Genomic DNA, 19,641 nt, shown 5'->3' on the forward strand with positions numbered 1-19,641 from the left:
GTTTTACATTGCTGCCCATTCCTTTTAAATTATGGGAGTAATTGCCTACCAAGCTATCAACAGGATTTTCCATGCGAATGACCACGTCTGAGTTACGCAACGCGTTTCTCGAATATTTCCGCCAGCAAGGACACCAGGTGGTGGCGTCCAGCTCGCTGGTACCCCACAACGACCCGACCCTGCTGTTTACCAATGCCGGCATGAACCAGTTCAAGGACTTGTTCCTGGGTCTGGAGCAGCGGGCCTACAACAGAGCGGTCAGCTCCCAGCGTTGCGTGCGTGCCGGCGGCAAGCACAACGATCTGGAAAACGTGGGTTACACCGCCCGTCACCACACTTTCTTTGAAATGCTGGGTAACTTCAGCTTTGGTGACTACTTCAAACAGGACGCCATTCGCTTTGCCTGGGAATTCCTGACCGACGTGGTCAAGCTGCCCAAGGAAAAACTCTGGGTCACAGTGTATGAGACCGACGACGAAGCCTTTGGTATCTGGTCTCAGGAAATTGGTGTGCCGGTGGATCGCATTGTGCGCATCGGTGACAACAAAGGTGCCAAATACGCGTCCGACAACTTCTGGACCATGGGTGACACCGGCCCCTGCGGCCCCTGCACCGAGATCTTCTACGATCACGGCGAGCATATCTGGGGTGGCCCTCCCGGCAGCCCGGAAGAAGACGGTGACCGCTATATCGAAATCTGGAACCTGGTGTTCATGCAGTTCAACCGTCATGCCGACGGCACCATGGAGCCGCTGCCCAAGCCGTCGGTCGACACCGGCATGGGGCTGGAGCGTATCGCCACCATTTTGCAGGGCGTGCACTCCAACTATGAAATCGATCTGTTTCAGGCGCTGATCAAGGCAGCGGCCGAGGCGGTGGGCACCACTGATCTCGACAACAAGTCGCTGCGGGTGATTGCCGACCATATTCGTTCCTGCTCCTTCCTGATTGCCGATGGCGTCATGCCCTCCAACGAAGGCCGGGGCTATGTGCTGCGCCGTATTATTCGCCGTGCCGTGCGCCACGGCCGCAAGCTGGGTGCCGACAAGACCTTCTTCCATACTCTGGTGGGTTCCCTGTGCGAGCAGATGAGCGATGCCTATCCCGAGCTGAACAGTCAGCGGCCGATCATCGAGAAGGTGCTGCGGCTGGAGGAAGAGCAGTTTGCCCGTACTCTCGACCGTGGCCTGCAGCTGCTGGAAGACGCCATTAATGATTTGGGTGAAAGCACAGTGCTGCCCGGCGAGGTGGTGTTCAAGCTGTACGATACCTATGGTTTCCCGGCGGATCTTACTGCCGACGTGCTGCGCGATCGTGAGCTCAGCATTGATGAGGCCGGCTTTGAAGCCCTGATGCAGCAACAGCGCACCCGGGCCAAGGAAGCGTCCAACTTTGGTGTGGACTATACCAAGGCCATCAAGGTTGACGGTGAAACTGCCTTTACCGGCTACGAGCACCTGGCTCAGGCGGCCAGGGTGACCGCGCTGTTCAAGGGCAGTGAGCCGGTGAATGCCCTGATTGCCGGTGAAGAAGGCGCGGTAGTACTTGATACTACCCCCTTCTACGCCGAGTCGGGTGGTCAGGTGGGTGATGCGGGCGTGATCCGCATGGACGACGGCCTGTTTGTGGTGAAAGACACGCAAAAGGCGGGTAACGGCATTTTGCACCTGGGCCATCTGGAGCTGGGCACCCTGGAAACGGGTGAGTCCGTCTCTGCGGCCGTTGACGGTGCCCGCCGTCAGGCCACGGCACTGAACCATTCCGTGACTCACCTGCTGCATGCCAGCCTGCGCAAGCTGCTGGGCGAGCATGTTACCCAGAAAGGCTCGCTGGTCGAGCCCGAGCGGCTGCGTTTTGACTTCTCTCACCTGGAAGCCATGAATGCCCAGGAACTGCGGGAAGTGGAAGACATGGTTAACCGCGACATTCGTGCCAACCTGCCGGTGGCCACTCAGCTGATGGATCTGGAAGGGGCCAAACAGGCCGGTGCCATGGCGCTGTTCGGCGAGAAATATGACGAAAGCGAAGTGCGGGTCGTATCCATGGGCGAGGTATCTACCGAGCTCTGTGGTGGTACTCACGTCAGCCGGACCGGTGATATCGGTCTGTTCAAAATTCTCTCGGAAAGCGGCATTGCCGCCGGTGTGCGCCGCATTGAGGCCGTCACCGGTGAAGCGGCCCTGGCCTATCTGCATCAGCTTGATCACGAAATTGCCCAGGCTGCCAGCCTGGTCAAGGGTGATACCTTCTCGGTATCGGCCAAGGTGCGTCAGGTGCTGGAGCGCAGCCGTCAGCTGGAAAAGGAAATTGAGCAGCTCAAGGGCAAGCTGGCGGCACAGGCCGGCGCGTCCTTGCTGGATCAGGTGGTTGAGATCAACGGCAACAAGGTGCTGATCGCCAATCTGGAAGGGGTAGATGCCAAATCACTGCGCGGCACCCTGGACGATCTCAAGTCCAAGCTGCAGTCCGGTGTGGTGGTGCTGGGCACTGTTACCGGTGACAAGGTCAGCCTGATTGCAGGCGTCACCAAGGATCTCACCGGCAAGGTGAAAGCCGGCGAGCTGGTCAACATGGTGGCCCAGCAGGTGGGCGGCAAGGGTGGCGGCCGTCCCGATATGGCCCAGGCTGGTGGCAGTGAGCCGGAAGCCCTGCCGGCGGCGCTGGAGTCTGTGTCCGGCTGGCTGGGCGAGCGCCTCTGATTGCAGCTGAAACGGCCTGTTATTACCTAACAGCGTCTATAATTTGAGTCGGCAGCCGTACGCCGAACAGTAAAAGAGGCCTGTCTTTGACAGGCCTCTTGATTTTGACGATGTTTTACCCCATTTCATGCCACAGGAAGGCTGGGTTTTTCGTCGCCTTTATCGGATAATAAACAACATTTTTTACTAACAGATAGCCAAAACAGGAGCAGCCATATGCTAATTTTGACCCGTCGGGTAGGTGAAACCCTGATGATCGGTGACGAAGTCACTGTCACCGTGCTGGGTGTTAAGGGTAACCAGGTGCGCATTGGTGTAAATGCACCCAAAGAAGTGTCTGTACACCGCGAAGAAATCTACATGCGGATACAGGCAGAAAAGGGTACCGGCGACGACAGCCAGTATTAATTTTCAGTTTTACGGGGTGTTTTTCATTCTTTTTGATGGCTTTTGCGCCCAAATGGTTAAAGTCTGTTCGAACGAAAAAATCGGGTTGGAAAAGTGTTTGACTTATTTTGGCCCGGCGGTAATATACGCCCCGCAAACACGGTGAGGTGGCCGAGAGGCTGAAGGCGCTCCCCTGCTAAGGGAGTATGCGGCTTATACCCGCATCGAGGGTTCGAATCCCTCCTTCACCGCCATTTTTTGTAGTGCATCCGTAGCTCAGCTGGATAGAGTACTCGGCTACGAACCGAGCGGTCGGAGGTTCGAATCCTCCCGGATGCGCCATTGTTTAAAAGCGTTTTTCAGAAAAGCATCCGTAGCTCAGCTGGATAGAGTACTCGGCTACGAACCGAGCGGTCGGAGGTTCGAATCCTCCCGGATGCGCCATCTGAAAATAAACGCGACCTGTTATGCATCCGTAGCTCAGCTGGATAGAGTACTCGGCTACGAACCGAGCGGTCGGAGGTTCGAATCCTCCCGGATGCGCCATATTAAAAAGCCGGCCTTGTGCCGGCTTTTTGCTTTTTTAAAAGCGCCGGTTTTTTTCTGCCTGTTTGTTCATTCATCCTTAATAACTGAGCAGCCGTGGCTTTTATTCCGCAGCGCTTTGCCTTACGCTGCAACGCCCGGGTATCAGCGACGACAGGGAAGGTTATGTCTGTTTACCGGAGAAATCCACTCCCCTCACAAGACAGTGAACAAGCTGACAATGATATGGATCTGAGTCTGCTGCCACCGTTCTGTTATCTGAGCGGTGCGTTTCATAGCCTGCTGGCAGGGATAAAAAAAGTCTTTCTGAGCTATCCCCGGTCGGCTCTGACCGTACTGGGATTGAGTTATCTGCTGGGACTGCTGGCCGCCAATATACCCAGCCTGGGCTGGCCTTCCGGTACCGCTTTTCTGATCGGCTTTGCCCCGGTGTTCCTGCCTCTGGCGGCGATATTCTTATATCTTTGCATCAGTATCACTCTGCTGGCACTTTTTGCTGCTAACCACGCAACTCGCCTGCTGTTTGCTGCCGGGCTGCTGCAGATTGTAATTCTGCCGGACCTGATACTGAGTCTGGACGATACCCGCCCGCTGATGGCGCTGGGGCAGCACGGCAGCTTTATTCTGATTCTGTTACAGATGGCTTTGGTATCATTTATCGGCTGGAATTACCGGCATTGGTTGATCCGCCACGGCGTATGGTGCGCGCCTGTGCTGATAGCTCTGACCCTGTTGTCTGAGTTTGAAGGTCATTACGGTTTTGCGGTCAGCGATATTGAGATCCGCTACAGCGACATAAAACAGTGTGACTTTATCAGCGGGCAGGCGTCAGGTTACGATCGGCATTACAGCTACCGGCGCTGCGAAGTAGCCCTGTATACTCCGGCGCGTACCTATCGTTTCAGCAACCTTCCTGTACCCTATGCTGACACTATGACTCTGCAGATACGCCACGGCATCTTTGACCATTACCAGCTGTTACCGGCCCCTTAGGCCGGCACCGAAGTCAGCGAGGCGTTAACCGTTATCTAATCCTGACGGGCATGTTCAAACGCTTCCTGCAGAAGACGATGGAATACTCTGCTTCTGATCAGCTGGTTTGATAAAAAACATTGCTATATGGTGCCTCTCTTCGCCTTTGTTACAGCAGCTCGCTCAGCAAACGGCTGATCACCCGGGCCATTTCATTAAAGCAGGGGCGGCGCACTGAGTGCGACCGGTGCAGCAGAGTAATGGTCCGGCTGGGGCAGGGGTTGGTGACGCTGAGATAGCGCACGCCGCTGTCTTCTTTGTGTTCAGTCACGGCCAGTTTGGGAATAAGCGTAAGGCCTGAGCCGGCCGCCACCATATTGCGCAGGGTTTCCAGGCTGGTGCCCTTGAAGTGGCTGTCTTCGCCTATACCGGCGGCAAAACAGAAACCCATGGCCTGATCCCGCAAGCAATGGCCGTCTTCCAGCATCAGTAATTTCTCGCCCTTAAGCTCCTCAAGACCAATCTCAGTTCGCTCGGCCCACTTGTCGCCTGCGGGCAAGGCAAGCAACATGGGCTCGTCGTAGAGCGGTATGGAGCCGAAATTATCCATATCATCCAGTTGGGCCAGAATAAGGCAGTCGAGATCGCCGTCGGCCAGTTGCTTTAGCAGCACCTGGGTCTGGGCTTCGTATAAGAAGATTTGCAGCTCAGGAAAGTGTTGCCTCAGAGCGGGAATAATATGGGGCAGTAAATAAGGCCCTACGGTAGGAATCAGGCCAATGTGCAGCTCACCGGACATGGGCTCGGTAAAGGTGCGGGCAATATCACGCAGCTCCTTGGTAGCGGCCAGCACCCGGCGAGCCTGAGCGGTAATGGCGTCACCTGCCGGGGTAAACAACACCTTGCGGGAAGTGCGTTCCATCAGCAGTACACCCAGCTCATCTTCCAGCTTGCGCAGCTGGCCGCTGAGGGTGGGCTGGCTGACAAAACATTTTTCTGCCGCCTTACGAAAGTGGCGCTCTTCTGCGAGCGCCACCAGATATTCAAGATCCCGTAAATTCACCTGTTCACCATGGTTATCAACTCCGTTATGAGCATGATCCCCGATTCTGGTGAGAATGAAAAGATATGACAGAACGAAGCAACAACAGGGTTACCTCCACCGACACGCTTCAAGCCCATCCATGGGACGCTCGGCAAATGTCATCCCTGACATTTGACGGTCGGTTCCGGTAATCCCTGTCATTGCTTCTTGAGTTGCTTGATACTTAATGTTCTTCAGCCCAGAAATTCAGCCAGTTCGTCACTGCCACCAATGTGGCGGCCGTCAATAAACACCTGAGGAACCGTGCTGCGGCCGGATACTGCCTTCAGGCTGATGCTGGTGGCATCCTGACCGATAATAACCTCTTCGTAGCGCATCTTGCGGTCCAGCAGCATTTGCTTGGCACGGGCGCAGAAGGGGCAGCCCGGCTTGCTGAATACGGTAATGGCCGAGGGCTTGGCTGCTTCCGGGTTGATATAAGCCAGCATGGTGTCGGCATCGGATACTTCAAAGGGGTCGCCGGGCTTCTCTGGCTCAATAAACATTTTGTCGATCACGCCGTCTTTCACCAGCATTGAATAGCGCCAGGAGCGTTTGCCAAAGCCCAGATCCTGCTTGTCGACCAGCATGCCCATGCCATCGGTAAACTCGCCGTTGCCGTCGGGGATCACATGAATGTGCTCCGCTTCCTGATCTGCCAGCCAGGCGTTCATCACAAAAGTATCGTTGACGCTCATGCAGATAATGTCATCTACACCGTTTTCAAACAGCACAGGGGCCAGTTCGTTATAGCGGGGCAGGTGAGTAGATGAACAGGTGGGTGTAAAGGCACCGGGCAGAGAAAACACCACCACGGTTTTACCGCTGAATAACTCATCAGTGGTCACATTAACCCACTCATCATTCTGACGGGTACGGAAAACTGCCTGAGGCACGCGCTGACCGGTTTTGTCTGTAAGCATTATCTGAGTCCTTGTGTTGATGTGCTTCGATAGGACTCAGTATCACCCGTCAGGTTTAAAAGGGAAAGTCATTTGAGACTTTTCTTTTGATAGCCTGAGCCTATTGATTAATGGCTTCGCCAGTATCTTCAGGCACTCTGGCCATGGCCGCTTCCACCACTTCCGGACCGGCACCCCGCTTGTGAGCGTTTTCGCTTAAATAACGACGCCAGCCCCGGGCTCCCGGCATGCCCTGAAAAATACCCAGAGTATGGCGGGTGATATTGCCAAGATAAGTGCCCCGGCTCAGCTCCTGTTCTATGTAAGGCAGCAGGTTGCGGATCACCTGATGGCGGCTGGGTACCTCATGATGATCATCAAACAGCTCGGCATCTACCCGTGCCAGCATATAGGGGTTTTGATATGCCTCACGGCCAACCATAACGCCGTCCAGTTGCTGCAGGTGAGTGTGAGCTTCATCCAGGGTTTTAATGCCGCCGTTCACCGCCATGGTCAGGGCGGGATAATCCCGTTTGAGCTGATATACCCGCTCATAGTCCAGCGGGGGGATTTCCCGGTTTTCCTTGGGGCTCAGTCCCTGTAGCCAGGCCTTGCGGGCATGCACTATCAGCGCATCCACGCCGGCGTCCGTTATTTTATCTACCAGGGTGCACAGAAACTCGTAGCTGTCCTGCTCATCAATGCCAATACGGGTTTTTACCGTTACCGGAATGGACACGGCTGCTTTCATGGCGGCCACGCCGTCGGCCACGGTTTGCGGGTGTGCCATCAGGCAGGCACCAAAGAGGCCGTTCTGCACCCGATCCGAGGGGCAGCCCACGTTCAGGTTAATTTCATCGTAACCACGCTCTTCAGCCAGGCGTGCGCACTGGGCCAGCGCCTGCGGATCGTTACCGCCCAGCTGCAGCACCAGCGGATGCTCCTGCTCGTTATAAACCAGATAGTCGCCCTTGCCGTGAATAATGGCCCCTGTGGTCACCATTTCGGTATACAACTGGGCATGGCGGCTCATCAGCCGGTGAAAATAGCGGCAATGGCGGTCAGTCCAGTCGAGCATGGGGGCAACAGAAAACCTGCCAGAGCTGAAACCGCCAGCCCTAGCGGCTTCGCTCTGGTTTTTCCTTGTATTTGAATCTCTTACAATCTCAGTCATTTGGCATTGTTCTCAGGTGTTTTTGAGGCTACGGTATCCCTTGTGGTATCCCCTATAAATGGGATACCTGACGGAGGAAACATGGCCAGCTTTACAGTGGAGAAGCGCAAAACAGCGGCGGGCGTCATACGGTACCGCTGCATAGTGCGCGTCAAAAAAGATAAGACGATAGTGTATCAGGAGTCCCGTACCTTCGGGAAATTGGCCGATGCCCGCACCTGGGGAAATTGGCCGATGCCCGCACCTGGGGAAAGGCCATGGTGTCCCATCCGGTTGGTATTGGTGATTCAGCCCTTTGCTCCACACTCTTTGCAGTACACCCGCATGTGTAATCCCTCTCCAAATAAACATGTACCTATCATACCCTTGACTGCTCTCCCCAATCCGCCAGCTTGGGCACAGTAAACGCCCTGGCTTGCCCCGGTTCGATACAGAACAAAGGCAAAACATGGTTCTGAAATCGTGACAGGTCACAGTAAAACAGTCATGTTCATATATGGACAAATTGACTAAAATAAACCTAAGTTGACCAACACCACAGCGGCCAAGCCAGAGCCTTGGGCGCTACGCATACAGGAGGGGGTACTATGTCTCAAGTATTACCGGCTCAAGGGAATCATGGAGTTGACCACAGCAAGGCGCTCCCGGTTGTGTTTCGGATCCTGGATAAATGGGACTGTGACACTAAGGAGCAGCTGGCCTTGCTGGGTATCCACTCACGTTCAACATTGACCAAGTACAAGACAGCACATGGCGGAATCCGTCTAAGTCCGGACACCCTGGAGCGGATGAGCTATATCCTGAACATTCATAAGAGCCTGCGTATTCTTTTCAGTGCCGAAGACAGTGTGTATGGCTGGGTGCGCAAGCCCAACCAACATCCCTTCTTTGCCGGCAGAAGTGCCATGGATGTGATGGCAGGAGGCAAGGTTGCTGATTTGTATGAGGTATCCAAACGGCTGAGTGCCTGGCGTGGGGGAACAGCGTGAGCGAAGAGCTTGAGCAGACCCTGCTGCAGGGGCAAGAGTGTTATCGGCTGATCCCGAGCAAGTATCCGCCAATAGACCTTTACGAAGACGTGGCCACCGCTGACGAACTGGAAGCCGTGCATGCCGTTGAGGCCATGACTAACCCACGACTGCAGGAGCAGGCTGGTGATCTGAGCCTGGTAGCGAAAGAGGATTGGCTGGTGGGGATCCCCCATGCCAGCTACGCCATGGCTGCGTTTACCCATATCAACCCGGAAGGGGCGCGTTTTACTACCGGTGATTTTGGCGGTTACTACTGCGCTCCTTCCCTGGATACAGCGATAAAAGAGACGATTTATCACCAGGAACGGTTATACGGATATACCAAAGAGCCTGCTCAGCGTATTCAAATGCGCTCACTGTTCGCCCGCTTTAATGCTGCTCTGATAGACATTACTGCCGAGCAGCATCTTTCTTCCAACCTCTACCACCCCACCGACTACAATCACAGCCAGGCATTTGCCAGCGAACAACGTAGCAATGGGGCAGATGGCTTGAAGTATCGTTCAGTCAGACATGCGGGCCATGACTGTTTTGTACTGTTCAGGCCAAGATTGATCACTGAAATCTGTCAGGCCAAACACTTTGATTATTGCTGGAATGGAAACGCAATCACCAACGTGTTGGAGATAAACATCTACAAGTAAGCAGAAAGGGCACTGCTTTGTCCTTCCCATATCATAACAATGCTTTATTTGGCGGAAAATGGGCAGCACGAAGCACTGTACTTGCCAGTCTATGGTGGCTGACCATGGCCAAAAAGTAGTTACCGACAGACGTTAATTCGCTTCCGCTTAATTCATACACTAGGTTAGATCCACGTCCAGCAACAGCCAGCCGTCGCAGTGGTTATAGTCCTCCAGCCGTCGATAATGGCAAAGGCCCATGTCCTTAAGGCTGTCTACACTGACCCCATTGCTGACCATTTCCTTTACCACCATGGCAATGGCCTCGGTTGCCATGGACTCCACCTGTTCTTCACTGTCGGCTGCGCTGAAGCAGGCATAATCATCTCTACTGAGCGCAGGTACTACCATGCCGAGAGCATTGCCGTCATGGGACGGATACTCAATACCAACTGAAAACAGCATAAGCACCTCCACAGTCTTAAGGAATGGGTGATAACCCTGCAGTGCTCATCAGCGAGCCCATCGAATCCTTATGAAACCTTTGCATTATGGCGCTACGAGCCATCGAAGGGAAGATAAGCCCTAGAGTCCAAAAGTGAGTTTTAGCCGCTACTGAGCTTGGCTGGACTTAATGCGCTTGGAAGATTCCCTTCAGCTCGACGTAATTTATAGGCTACCAGCTCCTAGATTTAATAGGAGGTCCAGGGCTTAGCCCTGGCGGGTATGGGCGGAGCCCATGAAGAACCAGCGGAGCTGCAGGCCAGGACAAATCCGCAGCGCGCTCACTGATGCATCAGGTTATAGGGAGCCCTCTCGCGCCCTGCCAAACCGAGTTTTTGCCAACAGGCGTTAAGTCGCTTGAGCATTGGTGCAGACATATCAAAAGCCCGCTTAGCATGCCGCGGGGAGCCTGGGAACGAATGGGATACTGGGTATTAGCAGGGGGCAGAAAGAACGTTAAATCAGATCCTTGGTGATCCATTAGTATCCCAAGGAATTAACCAGTGTAGTAAAAACAACAACTTAGTTAAAAATCAGCCCCATCGAGCATGGGAGCAACGGAGAAACGGGCGCTGGAGTATTGAAATATGAGAAATGATTACTTTTTGAACAAGAGGGCGCGCATTATACCCAAGCCGGCTCACAGACCCAAGCCCGGGCGCAGGAAGGGCGGGGCGGCTGTGGTAGAATACGCCCAGTAGCCTTTTAATGAGCCTGATTTATGTCTGTGCAACAACAACTTGAGCGTGCCGAGCGGCTGTGTAACCAGCGTGGTGTGCGTTTTACGCCCACCCGCCGTCATGTGTTCACTTTAATCGCCGGTCATAAGGGAGCGGTGAGCGCTTATGAGCTGCTGGATCAGCTTAAAGAGCTGGAGCCCAATGCCAAGCCGCCCACGGTTTACCGGGCGCTGGACTTTTTGCTGGCCCAGGGTTTTGTGCATAAGGTGGAGTCGCTGAATGCCTTTTTGTTCTGCGAGCATTTTGCCGAGCATCACCCCATGCAGCTGCTTATCTGCACTCAGTGCGGCAATGTGATAGAGCTGCACGACGAGGCGATTAACCATGCCTTTGAGCATCAGGCCGAGCTGCACGGCTTTGCCATTACCAGCCAGTCCATTGAGGCCCACGGCCAGTGCCGGCACTGTGCCGGCGAAAACACCACCAGCTGATATGCTTGTATTAATGCCACCACCACATGGGCTGATCCATGGGTGCATTAATACGGTTAATCATATTCCTGCTGTTTTTATTGTTTCTGGCCAGCGAGGTTCATCAATTTTGCGCGGGAAACCCCGTCCTTTTAGGGCGGGGAGGGATAGCACGGCGGCGTCAGCCGCCCCTGTTCCCGCCTCTCCTTTTAAACTGGTTATCTATACAGTGGTTTACTAAACTAAGCGCATGACAAAACGCGCTTATAAATATCGGTTTTACCCTACACCCGAACAGACTGAGCTGTTGGCTCAGACCTTCGGTTGTGTGCGTTTTGTCTATAACGCGATACTGCGCTGGCGTACTGATGCTTTTGAGCTGCGTCAGCAAAAAATCGGCTACGTTGGCGCTAACGCCCGGCTGACCGAACTCAAGAAAGATCCTGAGCTGGCGTTTCTGTCTGAGGTGTCGTGTGTGCCCTTGCAGCAATGCCTGCGCCACCAGCAAACCGCCTTCAAAAATTTCTTTGAAGGCCGTGCCAAATATCCGGTATTTAAGCACAAGCGGCACCGCCAGTCGGCGGAGTTCACCCGTTCTGCCTTCAAATACCGGGACGGCAAGCTGTATCTGGCCAAGAGCAAAACCCCGCTGAATATTCGCTGGAGCCGTGAACTGCCCGGCGATCCCAGCACCATAACCGTTTCCAAGGACTCGGCAGGCCGTTACTTTGTGAGCTGCTTGTGTGAGTTCGCGCCCGGCAAGCTGCCGGTTACTCCCAACATGACCGGCATTGATCTGGGTCTGACAGATCTGTTTATCACCGACCAGGGTGAACGGGTCGGCAATCCCCGCCATACCGCGAAATACGCCGCCAGACTGGCCAAGGCACAGCGCCGGCTGAGCAAGAAAAAGCTCGGCTCGGCCAACCGTGCCAAGGCCCGGCAGAAGGTGGCGAAACTTCACGCCAAGATTTCCGATTGCCGACAGGACCACTTGCACAAGCTGTCCCGCAGACTGATTAACGAGAACCAAGTGATCTGCGTCGAATCCCTGAATGTGAAAAACATGATCCGCAACCCGAAACTGAGCAAAGCCATTGCCGACGCCGGCTGGGGCGAGTTCGTGCGCCAGTTGGCGTACAAGGCAGAATGGGCCGGTCGCTCACTGGTCGCCATTGACCAGTGGTTCCCCAGCTCCAAACGCTGTTCGGGTTGCGGGCATACCTTGTCGTCGCTGCCGTTGTCGGTCAGAAAATGGGACTGCCCCGAATGTGGTGCCCACCATGACCGCGACATCAACGCCGCGACAAACATTAAAGCCGCCGGGCTGGCGGTGTTAGCCCTTGGAGAGAATGTAAGCGGCATGGGGCCAGTCTCCGTGTCCGGTTCTCGGTGAATTGGGAATCCCCTTCCTTTAGGGAGGGGGCAGTCAATTAAGCACCTCGCTGTATCGCAATCAGATAAAATTGAGCTGACCTTTCCGGTCTGGCAAACCGACAACCCCTGGTATTACCTCAAGTGGCATGCCGCCGATGGTGTGTTCGAGCAGCGTTTTAACGTCAAAAAATGACCTGAGTCAGAACCTTAAAGCGCCATCATGCTAGCATGCCATTTTTGAGTGCGGAGTGCCGGCATGAATGAGCCGCTGATTAATCTGATGTTGCCCCTGCTGCTGGGGCTGATGACCCTGATCATGGGCACCACGCTGGAGCCCGGCCATTTTCGCCGTTTGCTACTCCGGCCCCGGGCTCTGTTTACCGGCCTGGCGCTGCAGTGGTTATTACTGCCGCTGCTGGCCTGGTTACTGATAGTGTTGCTGGCGTTGCCGCCACTGCTGGGTGCCGCACTCATTCTGGTGGCATCGGCCCCCGGCGGAGCCACCTCCAATATGTTCAGCTTTCTGGCAGACGGTGACACAGCACTGTCTATCAGCCTGACCGCCTTTGTAGGGCTGCTTGCTCCCTTGTGGATGCCCGTATCCGTGGTGTTGCAGCTGAGCTGGCTGGGCCAGCAACAAGCGGGGCTGTCTTTGCCGCTGGGGCCGGCCATGGCACAGCTGGCGCTTATCTGCATTGTACCTGTGGTGCTTGGCATGCTGGTGCGCCGGCGCTGGTGTATCTGGGTGCAGCAATATCAGCCCCGCCTGAAAAAGGTAGTGAGTCTGGCGTTTTTATTGCTGCTGATAGTGCTGGTGGCACGTCACCGTGACGCCTTGCCCTCTTTGTGGAGCGGCGCGGCGCTGGCCATGGTGCTGTTGTGTGCACTGGCACTGGGAGCGGGGTTCTGGATCGCGCGGCTTACAGGCTGTTCCGAGGCTGCCTGCCGCAGTCTGGCGTTTGAAACCGGCATTCAGAATGCTGCCATTGCCATTATGGTGGCCTACACTCAGCTCGGCTCCGATGAGCTGGCGCTGATGGCCCTGCTTTATGGCATTGTAATGAATATTCCGGCGTTGCTGCTGCTGGGCTGGTTTCGCCGCCGGCAACAGCCGGTACAGTGGCGAGAGGCATGAAACAAAAAAGCCCGGTTGAATACAACCGGGCTTTTTGATGAAGAAGGGTTGGAACGAGTCCCAACCTTGTCATTTAGTCGGTGTACTCCAGCCGGGGGCGGGCGGTCATGCGGGTTACCAGCTCATAGGCAATGGTGCCCACATGGCGGGCCACTTCTTCGGCAGCGAGGCCGTCGCCCCACAGAATGACTTCATCACCTACCTTATCGGTGGCATCCGGGCCCAGATCCACCGTGGCCATGTCCATGGATACCCGGCCGGCCAGCGTTACCCGGCGGCCGTTCACCAGCACGGGAGTGCCGGCCGGGGCCATGCGCGGATAACCGTCGCCGTAACCCACGGCGATCACGCCAATGCGGGTATCCCGGGGGCTGACCCAGCTGCCGGCATAACCCACCGGCTCGCCGGCCTTGTGCTCGCGCACCGCAATCAGCGTAGTGGTAAAGTTCATCGCCGGGCGCAGGCCAACGTCGGTGCCCTGTTGCTCGCCAAAGGGAGTAATGCCATAGAGCATCACGCCCGGGCGAATAAAGTCGGCATGGGCATCGGGAAAGGCCAGCACGCCGGCGGAGTTGCACAGAGCAGTGTGCTTTACCCGGCCTTCGGTTACCGCCTTGAAGCGGGCAATCTGCTCATCAGTGGCACCCCGGTTGTCGGGTTCATCGGCGCGGGCAAAATGCGTCATGGCATTTACCGGCTGCACCACCTGCGACAGCTTGCTCAGGCGGGCAAATACGGTATCGGCTTCTTCCGGCAAAAAACCCACCCTGTGCATACCGGAGTCAATTTTTACCCATACGGTGACCGGAGCTGCAAGGGGAGTGCGCTCCAGCGCGGCCAGCTGTTCATGGCTGTGCACACACAGGTGAAAGTTGTGGCGGGCTGCATAGTGCAGCTGGTCAATATTAAAAAAACCTTCCAGCAGCAGAATGGGCAACTGAATGCCGCCGGCGCGCAGGCGCTGGGCTTCTTCAAAGCGGGCCACCGCAAACATGTCGGCGTCCTGCTCCAGGGCTGTCGCCACGGCAAGATCACCGTGGCCGTAAGCATTGGCTTTTACTACGGCAATGGCGCTGGCGTCAGGGGCATGTTGTTTTGCCACCTTCAGGTTGTGCCGAATTGCCTCCAGACTGATGCGGGCCACCGCTCCCCGTGCATCCATCTTCGCTCCTTAATAATCATCATCGAAATCCGGTCCGGCGTAGTTATCAAAGCGGGAGAACTGCCCCTGAAACGTCAGCCGCACCTTGCCTATGGGTCCGTTACGTTGCTTGCCGATAATGATTTCAGCGATACCTTTGTCGGGGCTGTCTTCGTGATAGACCTCGTCCCGGTAGATAAACATGATGAGGTCGGCATCCTGCTCAATGGAGCCGGATTCCCGCAGATCCGAGTTGACCGGCCGTTTGTCGGCCCGTTGCTCCAGGCTTCGGTTCAGCTGAGACAGCGCCACCACGGGCACTTCCAGCTCCTTGGCCAGCGCCTTGAGCGAGCGTGAGATTTCCGCAATCTCCAGAGTCCGGTTATCCGCCAGGCTGGGCACCGTCATCAGCTGCAGATAGTCAATCATGATCATGCTGAGGCCTCCATGTTCGCGGGCCACGCGACGGGCGCGGGAGCGAACTTCGGTCGGCGTCAGGCCGGAAGAATCATCAATATAAAGCTGACCCTTTTCCAGCAACATGCCCATGGTGGAAGACAATCTGCCCCAGTCTTCATCATCCAGCTGCCCGGTTCGAATACGGGTTTGATCGATTCTTCCCAGGGATGCAAGCATCCGCATAATAATCTGCTCAGATGGCATTTCCAAGGAGAATATGAGTACTGGTTTGTCATTTGTCAGTGCAGCGTGCTCGCAAAGATTCATTGCAAAAGTGGTTTTACCCATAGAGGGGCGTGCTGCCACTATAATCAGATCGGAAGACTGCAGTCCGGCAGTTTTTTTATCCAGATCATTGTATCCGGTAGAGACACCGGTAATGCCCTGGTGCGGATTTTTAAATAATTCCTCTATGCGATCGATCGTCTTTTCAAGCAGGTGCCGCAGTGGTTGTGGCCCTTCATTGGCATTGGTACGGCTCTCGGCAATTTTGAACACCCGGCTTTCTGCCAAATCCAGCAGATCGGCCGAACTGCGCCCCTGAGGGTCAAAACCGGCCTCGGCAATTTCATTGGCCACCGAGATCATTTCCCGCACCACGGCCCGCTCGCGTACTATGTCGGCATAGGCACCTATGTTGGCGGCGCTGGGCGTGTTTTTGGCTACTTCCACCAGATAGGAGAAACCGCCCACGGTTTCCAGGGCTTCGTGGCGTTCCAGTTCTTCCTGCACCGTGATCAGATCAATGGGGCTGTTGTTCTGGCTCAGCCGCTGCATGGCCTGAAACACCAGCCGGTGCGGCCGGCTGTAAAAGTCGGCATCCGAGACCTTTTCCGCCACTCTGTCCCAGGCGTTGTTGTCCAGCAGCAAGCCGCCCAGCACAGATTGCTCTGCTTCAAAGGAATGAGGGGGCATTTTCAGCTGGGCCAGGGCCTGATCGGACCGGGCGGCGGTCTTGTCTGTCATCTAAATTCTCACTGATTGAGCAAAACGTCATTATCGGAATTTTTACCGGTAACTGAAAGGTTCAAAGTTGTCTGCCGAGAATATTGACATAACATGTCACTGCATTAGGATGTTACCAGCCCGTTAACCAAGGAAATAACCATGCGCAAATTGCTTGCACTTTTTACTCTGATTTTTGCGGTCGGCCTCACCGCCACCGCCTTTGATGCCGAAGCCCGTAAAATGGGCGGCGGCAGCCGCTCTGTGGGTAAGTCGTTCAAAACAGCACCGGCCCAGCCCGCTCAGCAGAATATTAACCGCAATAACACCAACCAGACTCAGCCCCAGTCCAAAAAGTCCGGCCTGATGGGCGGTTTGCTGGGTGGCCTGCTGGCCGGTGGTCTGTTTGCGGCCCTGCTGGGCTCCGGTGCTTTTGAAGGCTTTCAGTTTATGGATTTCATACTGATTGCCGGTCTGGCCTTTGGTGCCGTTATGTTGTTCCGGGCGCTGCGCCGGGGCAAGGCACAGGCACAACAGCCCGCCTATAATGGCCCTCAGCGTTTTGAGGCACCGCCTCAGGCACCGGTTGCCGGTGCAAGCGGCGGCTTTGGCCAGACTGATGTGCCTTTCAGCCTGCCTCCCGGTTTTGACCTGCAGGCGTTTTTGCAGGGCTCCCGTGAGCACTACCGTACGCTGCAAGAGGCCTGGAACCAGAACAATCTGGAAAAAATGCGTGAATATATGTCGCCTGAGCTGTTTGCCGAGCTGAGCCGTGAGCGCGCCACCCTGAGCGGCGAGCAACACACTGAAGTGATGTTTGTGGATGCCGAGCTGGTACGGGCCGATCACACTTCCTATCAGGCCCAGGTCAGCCTCAAGTTCAGCGGCCGCTACCGCGACAGTGCTGAAAATGTGGAGCAGGATATCAATGAAATCTGGCACCTGGAGCGGGACCTGACCCAGCCCGATGCGCCCTGGCTGATTGTGGGCCTGGAAGATCTGGCCTGATTAACCCGAAATCAAAAGGGCAGCCCTCGGGCTGCCCTTTTTTATGGTGGTTTAAAACAACTCGTCGGTCACACTGGTGCCGCCAAACTGCTGATGGCTGTCGGGCCGGCTGTAGCGCTGAGGCTCGGTGCCTTTCACAAAATACTCGGTGCGCCCCTGGCTGCTCAGCAAACCTGTGCTGGTATCTATGCTCGCCGACACCAGCCCGGCGGGCACACTGCGCGGTTGCTCGGGAAAATGCGACAGCGCCACTTTCATATAATCCGCCCAGATGGGCAGCGCAGTACTGCCACCAAACTCACCACCGGCCACCTGATCCCGCCCCAGATTGGGGTTATAGGCGGTGCGGCCCAGCGGGCGGCCAAAGTCATCAAAGCCTACCCAGGCAGTGGCCACCCGGTTGGGGTTAAAGCCCGAAAACCAGGCGTCCCGGGAGTCATTGGTGGTGCCGGTTTTGCCGGCAATATCGGTGCGGCCCAGTGCCCGGCCTGCCCGCCAGCCGGTACCATTCCAGCGGCGGCTGCCACTGGCTCCGCCCTGAATGGCCGAGCCCAGCGCCGAGCTGATCAAGAAGGCGTTTTCCTCACTGATGATGCGCTGTTGCTCCGGTGCTGCCTGATACAGCACCAGACCATTGGCATCTTCAATACGCTCCACCACAAAAGGCGATACCCTGTAGCCACCGTTAGCAAAGGCAGCATAGCCGGTCACCATCTGCAGCGGCGTAGCCGACGGTGAACCCAGTGCCAGGCTCTCGGTAGCAGGAATGCTGGCCGTATCAAAGCCAAAGTCATTCAGGCGCTGCATGGCATTGGCAATGCCACTGTCGCGCAGCAGGCGGATAGACACCACGTTTTTGGAACGAGCCAGCGCCTCTCGCACCCGAATGGGGCCGTCATAAACATTGGGTGAGTTGCGCGGCTTCCATGAGTTGCCGCTGCCGGCATCCCAATGGTTAATGGGCGCATCATTCACCAGGCTGGCCAGGGTAAAACCATGATCCAGCGCGGTGGAATAGATAAAGGGTTTGATATTGGACCCCATCTGGCGCTCAGCCTGATTCACCCGGTTAAACTTGTTCAGCGTAAAGTTAAAGCCGCCGCTCAGCGCCGTTACCGCACCTGTCTGTGGTTCCAGCGCCACCAGAGCACCGTTAATTTCCGGCACCTGGCCCAGCATCCAGCCCTCACCCTGAGGGCGCACCCAGATTTGCTCGCCGGCCTTTACAATCTCGCTGGCCTGTTTGGGAGCATGTCCCTGACGATTGTCGGCAATATAGGCCCGGGCCCACTTCAGGCCGTCCCATTCAAGGGTGCTGCTGCCCTTGTTCTTAATTACCACGGTCGCGCTGCGTTCGCTCACACCGGTTACCACTGCCGGCAACAGAGGCCAGTAGTCCGGCAGCGTATCAAGGTGCTCGGTGATCTGTTCTTCATTCCAGGGCGTGCCACCCTGCCACAGGGTAGCAGCAGGGCCACGGTAGCCATGGCGCAGGTCGTAACCCAGCAGGCCGTTAACCAGGGCTTCATTGGCCGCCTGCTGCTCGTCTGCATGTACTGTGGTGTAAATATTCAGGCCCCGGGTATAGGCTTCTTCGCCAAACAGGGTCAGTGCAAACTGATGGGCCATTTCTGCCAGGTAAGGCGCATTCAGGGTAATTTCGGCACCGTGATAACGGGCTTTTACCGGTGCGGCCATGGCCTCGTTATATTGAGCCTGAGTAATTTTTCCGGTTTCCAGCATACGGCCCAGCACCACGGCGCGGCGTTCTTCGGCCCGGTGCGGATGACTGATGGGGTTCAGAATGGAGGGGGCCTTGGGCAGACCGGCAATCATGGCCATTTCTGCCAGGGTCAGGTCCGCCAGGTCCTTGCCGTAATATACCTGAGCCGCGGCACCCACGCCGTGGGAGCGGTGTCCCAACGGAATTTTATTCAGATACAGCTCCAGAATTTCATTCTTGCTCAGCTGTTTTTCAATGTGCAGGGCAAGAAAAATCTCCTTTACCTTGCGCACTATGGTTTTTTCCCGGGTCAGAAAAAAGTTGCGGGCCACCTGCTGGGTAATGGTACTGGCCCCCTGACGTTTTTCTCCTGTGCTCAGCCATACCATGGCGGCCCGCACAATACCCACAGGATCGATGCCGGGGTGCTCATAAAAGCGGGCATCTTCGGTAGCCAGAAAGGCGTCAATCAGTGGCTGGGGCATTTGCTCAATAGATACGGGCGTGCGGCGCTGCTCACCATATTGCGAAATAAGTTCGTTGTCCTGGCTGTAAATTCGCATCGGTGTTTCCAGACGAACTTCCTTCAGCGCAGACACATCAGGCAATTCAGCACCAATCTGCTGATACAGCACCAACAGTGCAACTATGCCCGATAAGCCCAGAAAGAACACAAGACTGAGCAGGCGAATAAGCCATTTAAACATGCAAGTTAACCCAATAAATCATTTTTTAACCAGTAGCCACGAAGTATATCCTGTGAGCGCCGTTATGTTCGAGC

At 55.7% G+C, this 19,641-nt stretch carries 16 protein-coding genes and 4 tRNA genes; 13 read left to right on the plus strand and 7 right to left on the minus strand.

Going from position 1 to position 19,641, the window contains the following annotated elements; genetic code table 11:
• Nucleotides 1–71: 71 nt before the first annotated feature.
• The 7 genes from alaS (at nt 72) to G364_RS0100570 (ending at nt 4,625) form a co-directional block, all read left to right on the plus strand.
• Entirely contained in the window at nt 72–2,699 is a 2,628-nt protein-coding gene (gene alaS, locus G364_RS0100540; protein WP_026344576.1) for an alanine--tRNA ligase, read from the plus strand.
• Between the two features lie 216 nt (nt 2,700–2,915).
• Complete coding sequence (gene csrA / locus G364_RS0100545) at nt 2,916–3,107, plus strand: carbon storage regulator CsrA (protein ID WP_019933193.1); 192 nt, start codon at nt 2,916–2,918, stop codon at nt 3,105–3,107.
• Between the two features lie 140 nt (nt 3,108–3,247).
• Nucleotides 3,248–3,340, plus strand: a tRNA-Ser gene (locus tag G364_RS0100550).
• 11 nt (nt 3,341–3,351) lie between these two features.
• Nucleotides 3,352–3,428: transfer RNA gene (locus tag G364_RS0100555), tRNA-Arg, on the plus strand.
• 25 nt (nt 3,429–3,453) lie between these two features.
• Nucleotides 3,454–3,530: transfer RNA gene (locus G364_RS0100560), tRNA-Arg, on the plus strand.
• A 25-nt stretch (nt 3,531–3,555) separates the two neighbouring features.
• Nucleotides 3,556–3,632 (plus strand) — tRNA-Arg (locus G364_RS0100565).
• Between the two features lie 225 nt (nt 3,633–3,857).
• Entirely contained in the window at nt 3,858–4,625 is a 768-nt protein-coding gene (locus tag G364_RS0100570) for a hypothetical protein (RefSeq protein ID WP_019933194.1), read from the plus strand.
• A 148-nt stretch (nt 4,626–4,773) separates the two neighbouring features.
• Here the strand turns inward: G364_RS0100570 and oxyR are convergent, their stop codons facing one another.
• The 3 genes from oxyR to dusA form a co-directional block, all read right to left on the minus strand.
• Entirely contained in the window at nt 4,774–5,667 is an 894-nt protein-coding gene (oxyR, locus tag G364_RS0100575) for a DNA-binding transcriptional regulator OxyR (protein ID WP_019933195.1), read from the minus strand.
• A gap of 215 nt (nt 5,668–5,882) precedes the next feature.
• Nucleotides 5,883–6,611 carry a glutathione peroxidase gene (locus G364_RS0100580; RefSeq protein ID WP_019933196.1) on the minus strand — a complete coding sequence of 243 codons (729 nt, stop codon included), beginning with the start codon at nt 6,609–6,611 and terminating at the stop codon, nt 5,883–5,885.
• 100 nt (nt 6,612–6,711) lie between these two features.
• Nucleotides 6,712–7,764, minus strand: coding sequence for a tRNA dihydrouridine(20/20a) synthase DusA (dusA, locus tag G364_RS0100585; protein ID WP_083928673.1), 1,053 nt, complete (start codon nt 7,762–7,764; stop codon nt 6,712–6,714).
• Nucleotides 7,765–8,351: 587 nt separating this feature from the next.
• Here dusA and G364_RS0100590 point away from each other — a divergent pair.
• Nucleotides 8,352–8,753: an MbcA/ParS/Xre antitoxin family protein gene (locus G364_RS0100590; protein WP_019933198.1), complete on the plus strand. Its 402-nt coding sequence runs from the start codon at nt 8,352–8,354 to the stop codon at nt 8,751–8,753.
• Entirely contained in the window at nt 8,750–9,439 is a 690-nt protein-coding gene (locus tag G364_RS0100595) for an RES family NAD+ phosphorylase (protein ID WP_019933199.1), read from the plus strand. Before G364_RS0100590 ends, G364_RS0100595 begins: the two co-directional genes overlap by 4 nt.
• A gap of 159 nt (nt 9,440–9,598) precedes the next feature.
• Here the strand turns inward: G364_RS0100595 and G364_RS16135 are convergent, their stop codons facing one another.
• Nucleotides 9,599–9,883 carry a type II toxin-antitoxin system HicB family antitoxin gene (locus tag G364_RS16135; RefSeq protein WP_019933200.1) on the minus strand — a complete coding sequence of 95 codons (285 nt, stop codon included), beginning with the start codon at nt 9,881–9,883 and terminating at the stop codon, nt 9,599–9,601.
• Between the two features lie 760 nt (nt 9,884–10,643).
• Here G364_RS16135 and zur point away from each other — a divergent pair.
• The 3 genes from zur to G364_RS0100615 all read left to right on the plus strand — a co-directional run bounded on the left by zur (nt 10,644) and on the right by G364_RS0100615 (nt 13,584).
• Nucleotides 10,644–11,093: a zinc uptake transcriptional repressor Zur gene (gene zur, locus G364_RS0100605; RefSeq protein WP_019933201.1), complete on the plus strand. Its 450-nt coding sequence runs from the start codon at nt 10,644–10,646 to the stop codon at nt 11,091–11,093.
• A gap of 229 nt (nt 11,094–11,322) precedes the next feature.
• Entirely contained in the window at nt 11,323–12,468 is a 1,146-nt protein-coding gene (locus tag G364_RS0100610) for an RNA-guided endonuclease InsQ/TnpB family protein (RefSeq protein ID WP_019933202.1), read from the plus strand.
• A 237-nt stretch (nt 12,469–12,705) separates the two neighbouring features.
• The gene (locus G364_RS0100615; protein ID WP_019933203.1) at nt 12,706–13,584 is read left to right on the plus strand and encodes a bile acid:sodium symporter family protein; all 879 of its coding nucleotides are present in this window, start codon (nt 12,706–12,708) and stop codon (nt 13,582–13,584) included.
• Between the two features lie 73 nt (nt 13,585–13,657).
• Here the strand turns inward: G364_RS0100615 and alr are convergent, their stop codons facing one another.
• The gene (gene alr / locus G364_RS0100620) at nt 13,658–14,746 is read right to left on the minus strand and encodes an alanine racemase (protein WP_019933204.1); all 1,089 of its coding nucleotides are present in this window, start codon (nt 14,744–14,746) and stop codon (nt 13,658–13,660) included.
• A 9-nt stretch (nt 14,747–14,755) separates the two neighbouring features.
• A complete protein-coding gene (gene dnaB, locus G364_RS0100625; protein ID WP_019933205.1) occupies nt 14,756–16,150 on the minus strand; it encodes a replicative DNA helicase in 1,395 nt (464 codons plus the stop codon).
• Between the two features lie 141 nt (nt 16,151–16,291).
• Here dnaB and G364_RS0100630 point away from each other — a divergent pair, with 141 nt between their 5' ends.
• The gene (locus tag G364_RS0100630) at nt 16,292–17,137 is read left to right on the plus strand and encodes a Tim44 domain-containing protein (RefSeq protein WP_019933206.1); all 846 of its coding nucleotides are present in this window, start codon (nt 16,292–16,294) and stop codon (nt 17,135–17,137) included.
• A 51-nt stretch (nt 17,138–17,188) separates the two neighbouring features.
• On the opposite strand, the gene G364_RS0100635 is transcribed toward G364_RS0100630, so the two are convergent.
• The gene (locus G364_RS0100635) at nt 17,189–19,567 is read right to left on the minus strand and encodes a penicillin-binding protein 1A (RefSeq protein ID WP_019933207.1); all 2,379 of its coding nucleotides are present in this window, start codon (nt 19,565–19,567) and stop codon (nt 17,189–17,191) included.
• Between the last annotated feature and the right edge of the window lie 74 nt (nt 19,568–19,641).

This window comes from Oceanimonas smirnovii ATCC BAA-899, assembly GCF_000381965.1.
Taxonomy (GTDB): domain Bacteria; phylum Pseudomonadota; class Gammaproteobacteria; order Enterobacterales; family Aeromonadaceae; genus Oceanimonas; species Oceanimonas smirnovii.

Bases quoted from the DNA above. Each gene is read 5' to 3' on its own strand.
- alaS (WP_026344576.1), top strand. From the start codon at position 72: ATGCGAATGACCACGTCTGAGTTACGCAACGCGTTTCTCGAATATTTC.
- csrA (WP_019933193.1), top strand. From the start codon at position 2,916: ATGCTAATTTTGACCCGTCGGGTAGGTGAAACCCTGATGATCGGTGAC.
- G364_RS0100570 (WP_019933194.1), top strand. From the start codon at position 3,858: ATGGATCTGAGTCTGCTGCCACCGTTCTGTTATCTGAGCGGTGCGTTT.
- G364_RS0100580 (WP_019933196.1), bottom strand. From the start codon at position 6,611: ATGCTTACAGACAAAACCGGTCAGCGCGTGCCTCAGGCAGTTTTCCGT.
- dusA (WP_083928673.1), bottom strand. From the start codon at position 7,764: ATGACTGAGATTGTAAGAGATTCAAATACAAGGAAAAACCAGAGCGAA.
- G364_RS0100590 (WP_019933198.1), top strand. From the start codon at position 8,352: ATGTCTCAAGTATTACCGGCTCAAGGGAATCATGGAGTTGACCACAGC.
- G364_RS16135 (WP_019933200.1), bottom strand. From the start codon at position 9,883: ATGCTGTTTTCAGTTGGTATTGAGTATCCGTCCCATGACGGCAATGCT.
- zur (WP_019933201.1), top strand. From the start codon at position 10,644: ATGTCTGTGCAACAACAACTTGAGCGTGCCGAGCGGCTGTGTAACCAG.
- G364_RS0100610 (WP_019933202.1), top strand. From the start codon at position 11,323: ATGACAAAACGCGCTTATAAATATCGGTTTTACCCTACACCCGAACAG.
- G364_RS0100615 (WP_019933203.1), top strand. From the start codon at position 12,706: ATGAATGAGCCGCTGATTAATCTGATGTTGCCCCTGCTGCTGGGGCTG.
- alr (WP_019933204.1), bottom strand. From the start codon at position 14,746: ATGGATGCACGGGGAGCGGTGGCCCGCATCAGTCTGGAGGCAATTCGG.
- dnaB (WP_019933205.1), bottom strand. From the start codon at position 16,150: ATGACAGACAAGACCGCCGCCCGGTCCGATCAGGCCCTGGCCCAGCTG.
- G364_RS0100630 (WP_019933206.1), top strand. From the start codon at position 16,292: ATGCGCAAATTGCTTGCACTTTTTACTCTGATTTTTGCGGTCGGCCTC.
- G364_RS0100635 (WP_019933207.1), bottom strand. From the start codon at position 19,567: ATGTTTAAATGGCTTATTCGCCTGCTCAGTCTTGTGTTCTTTCTGGGC.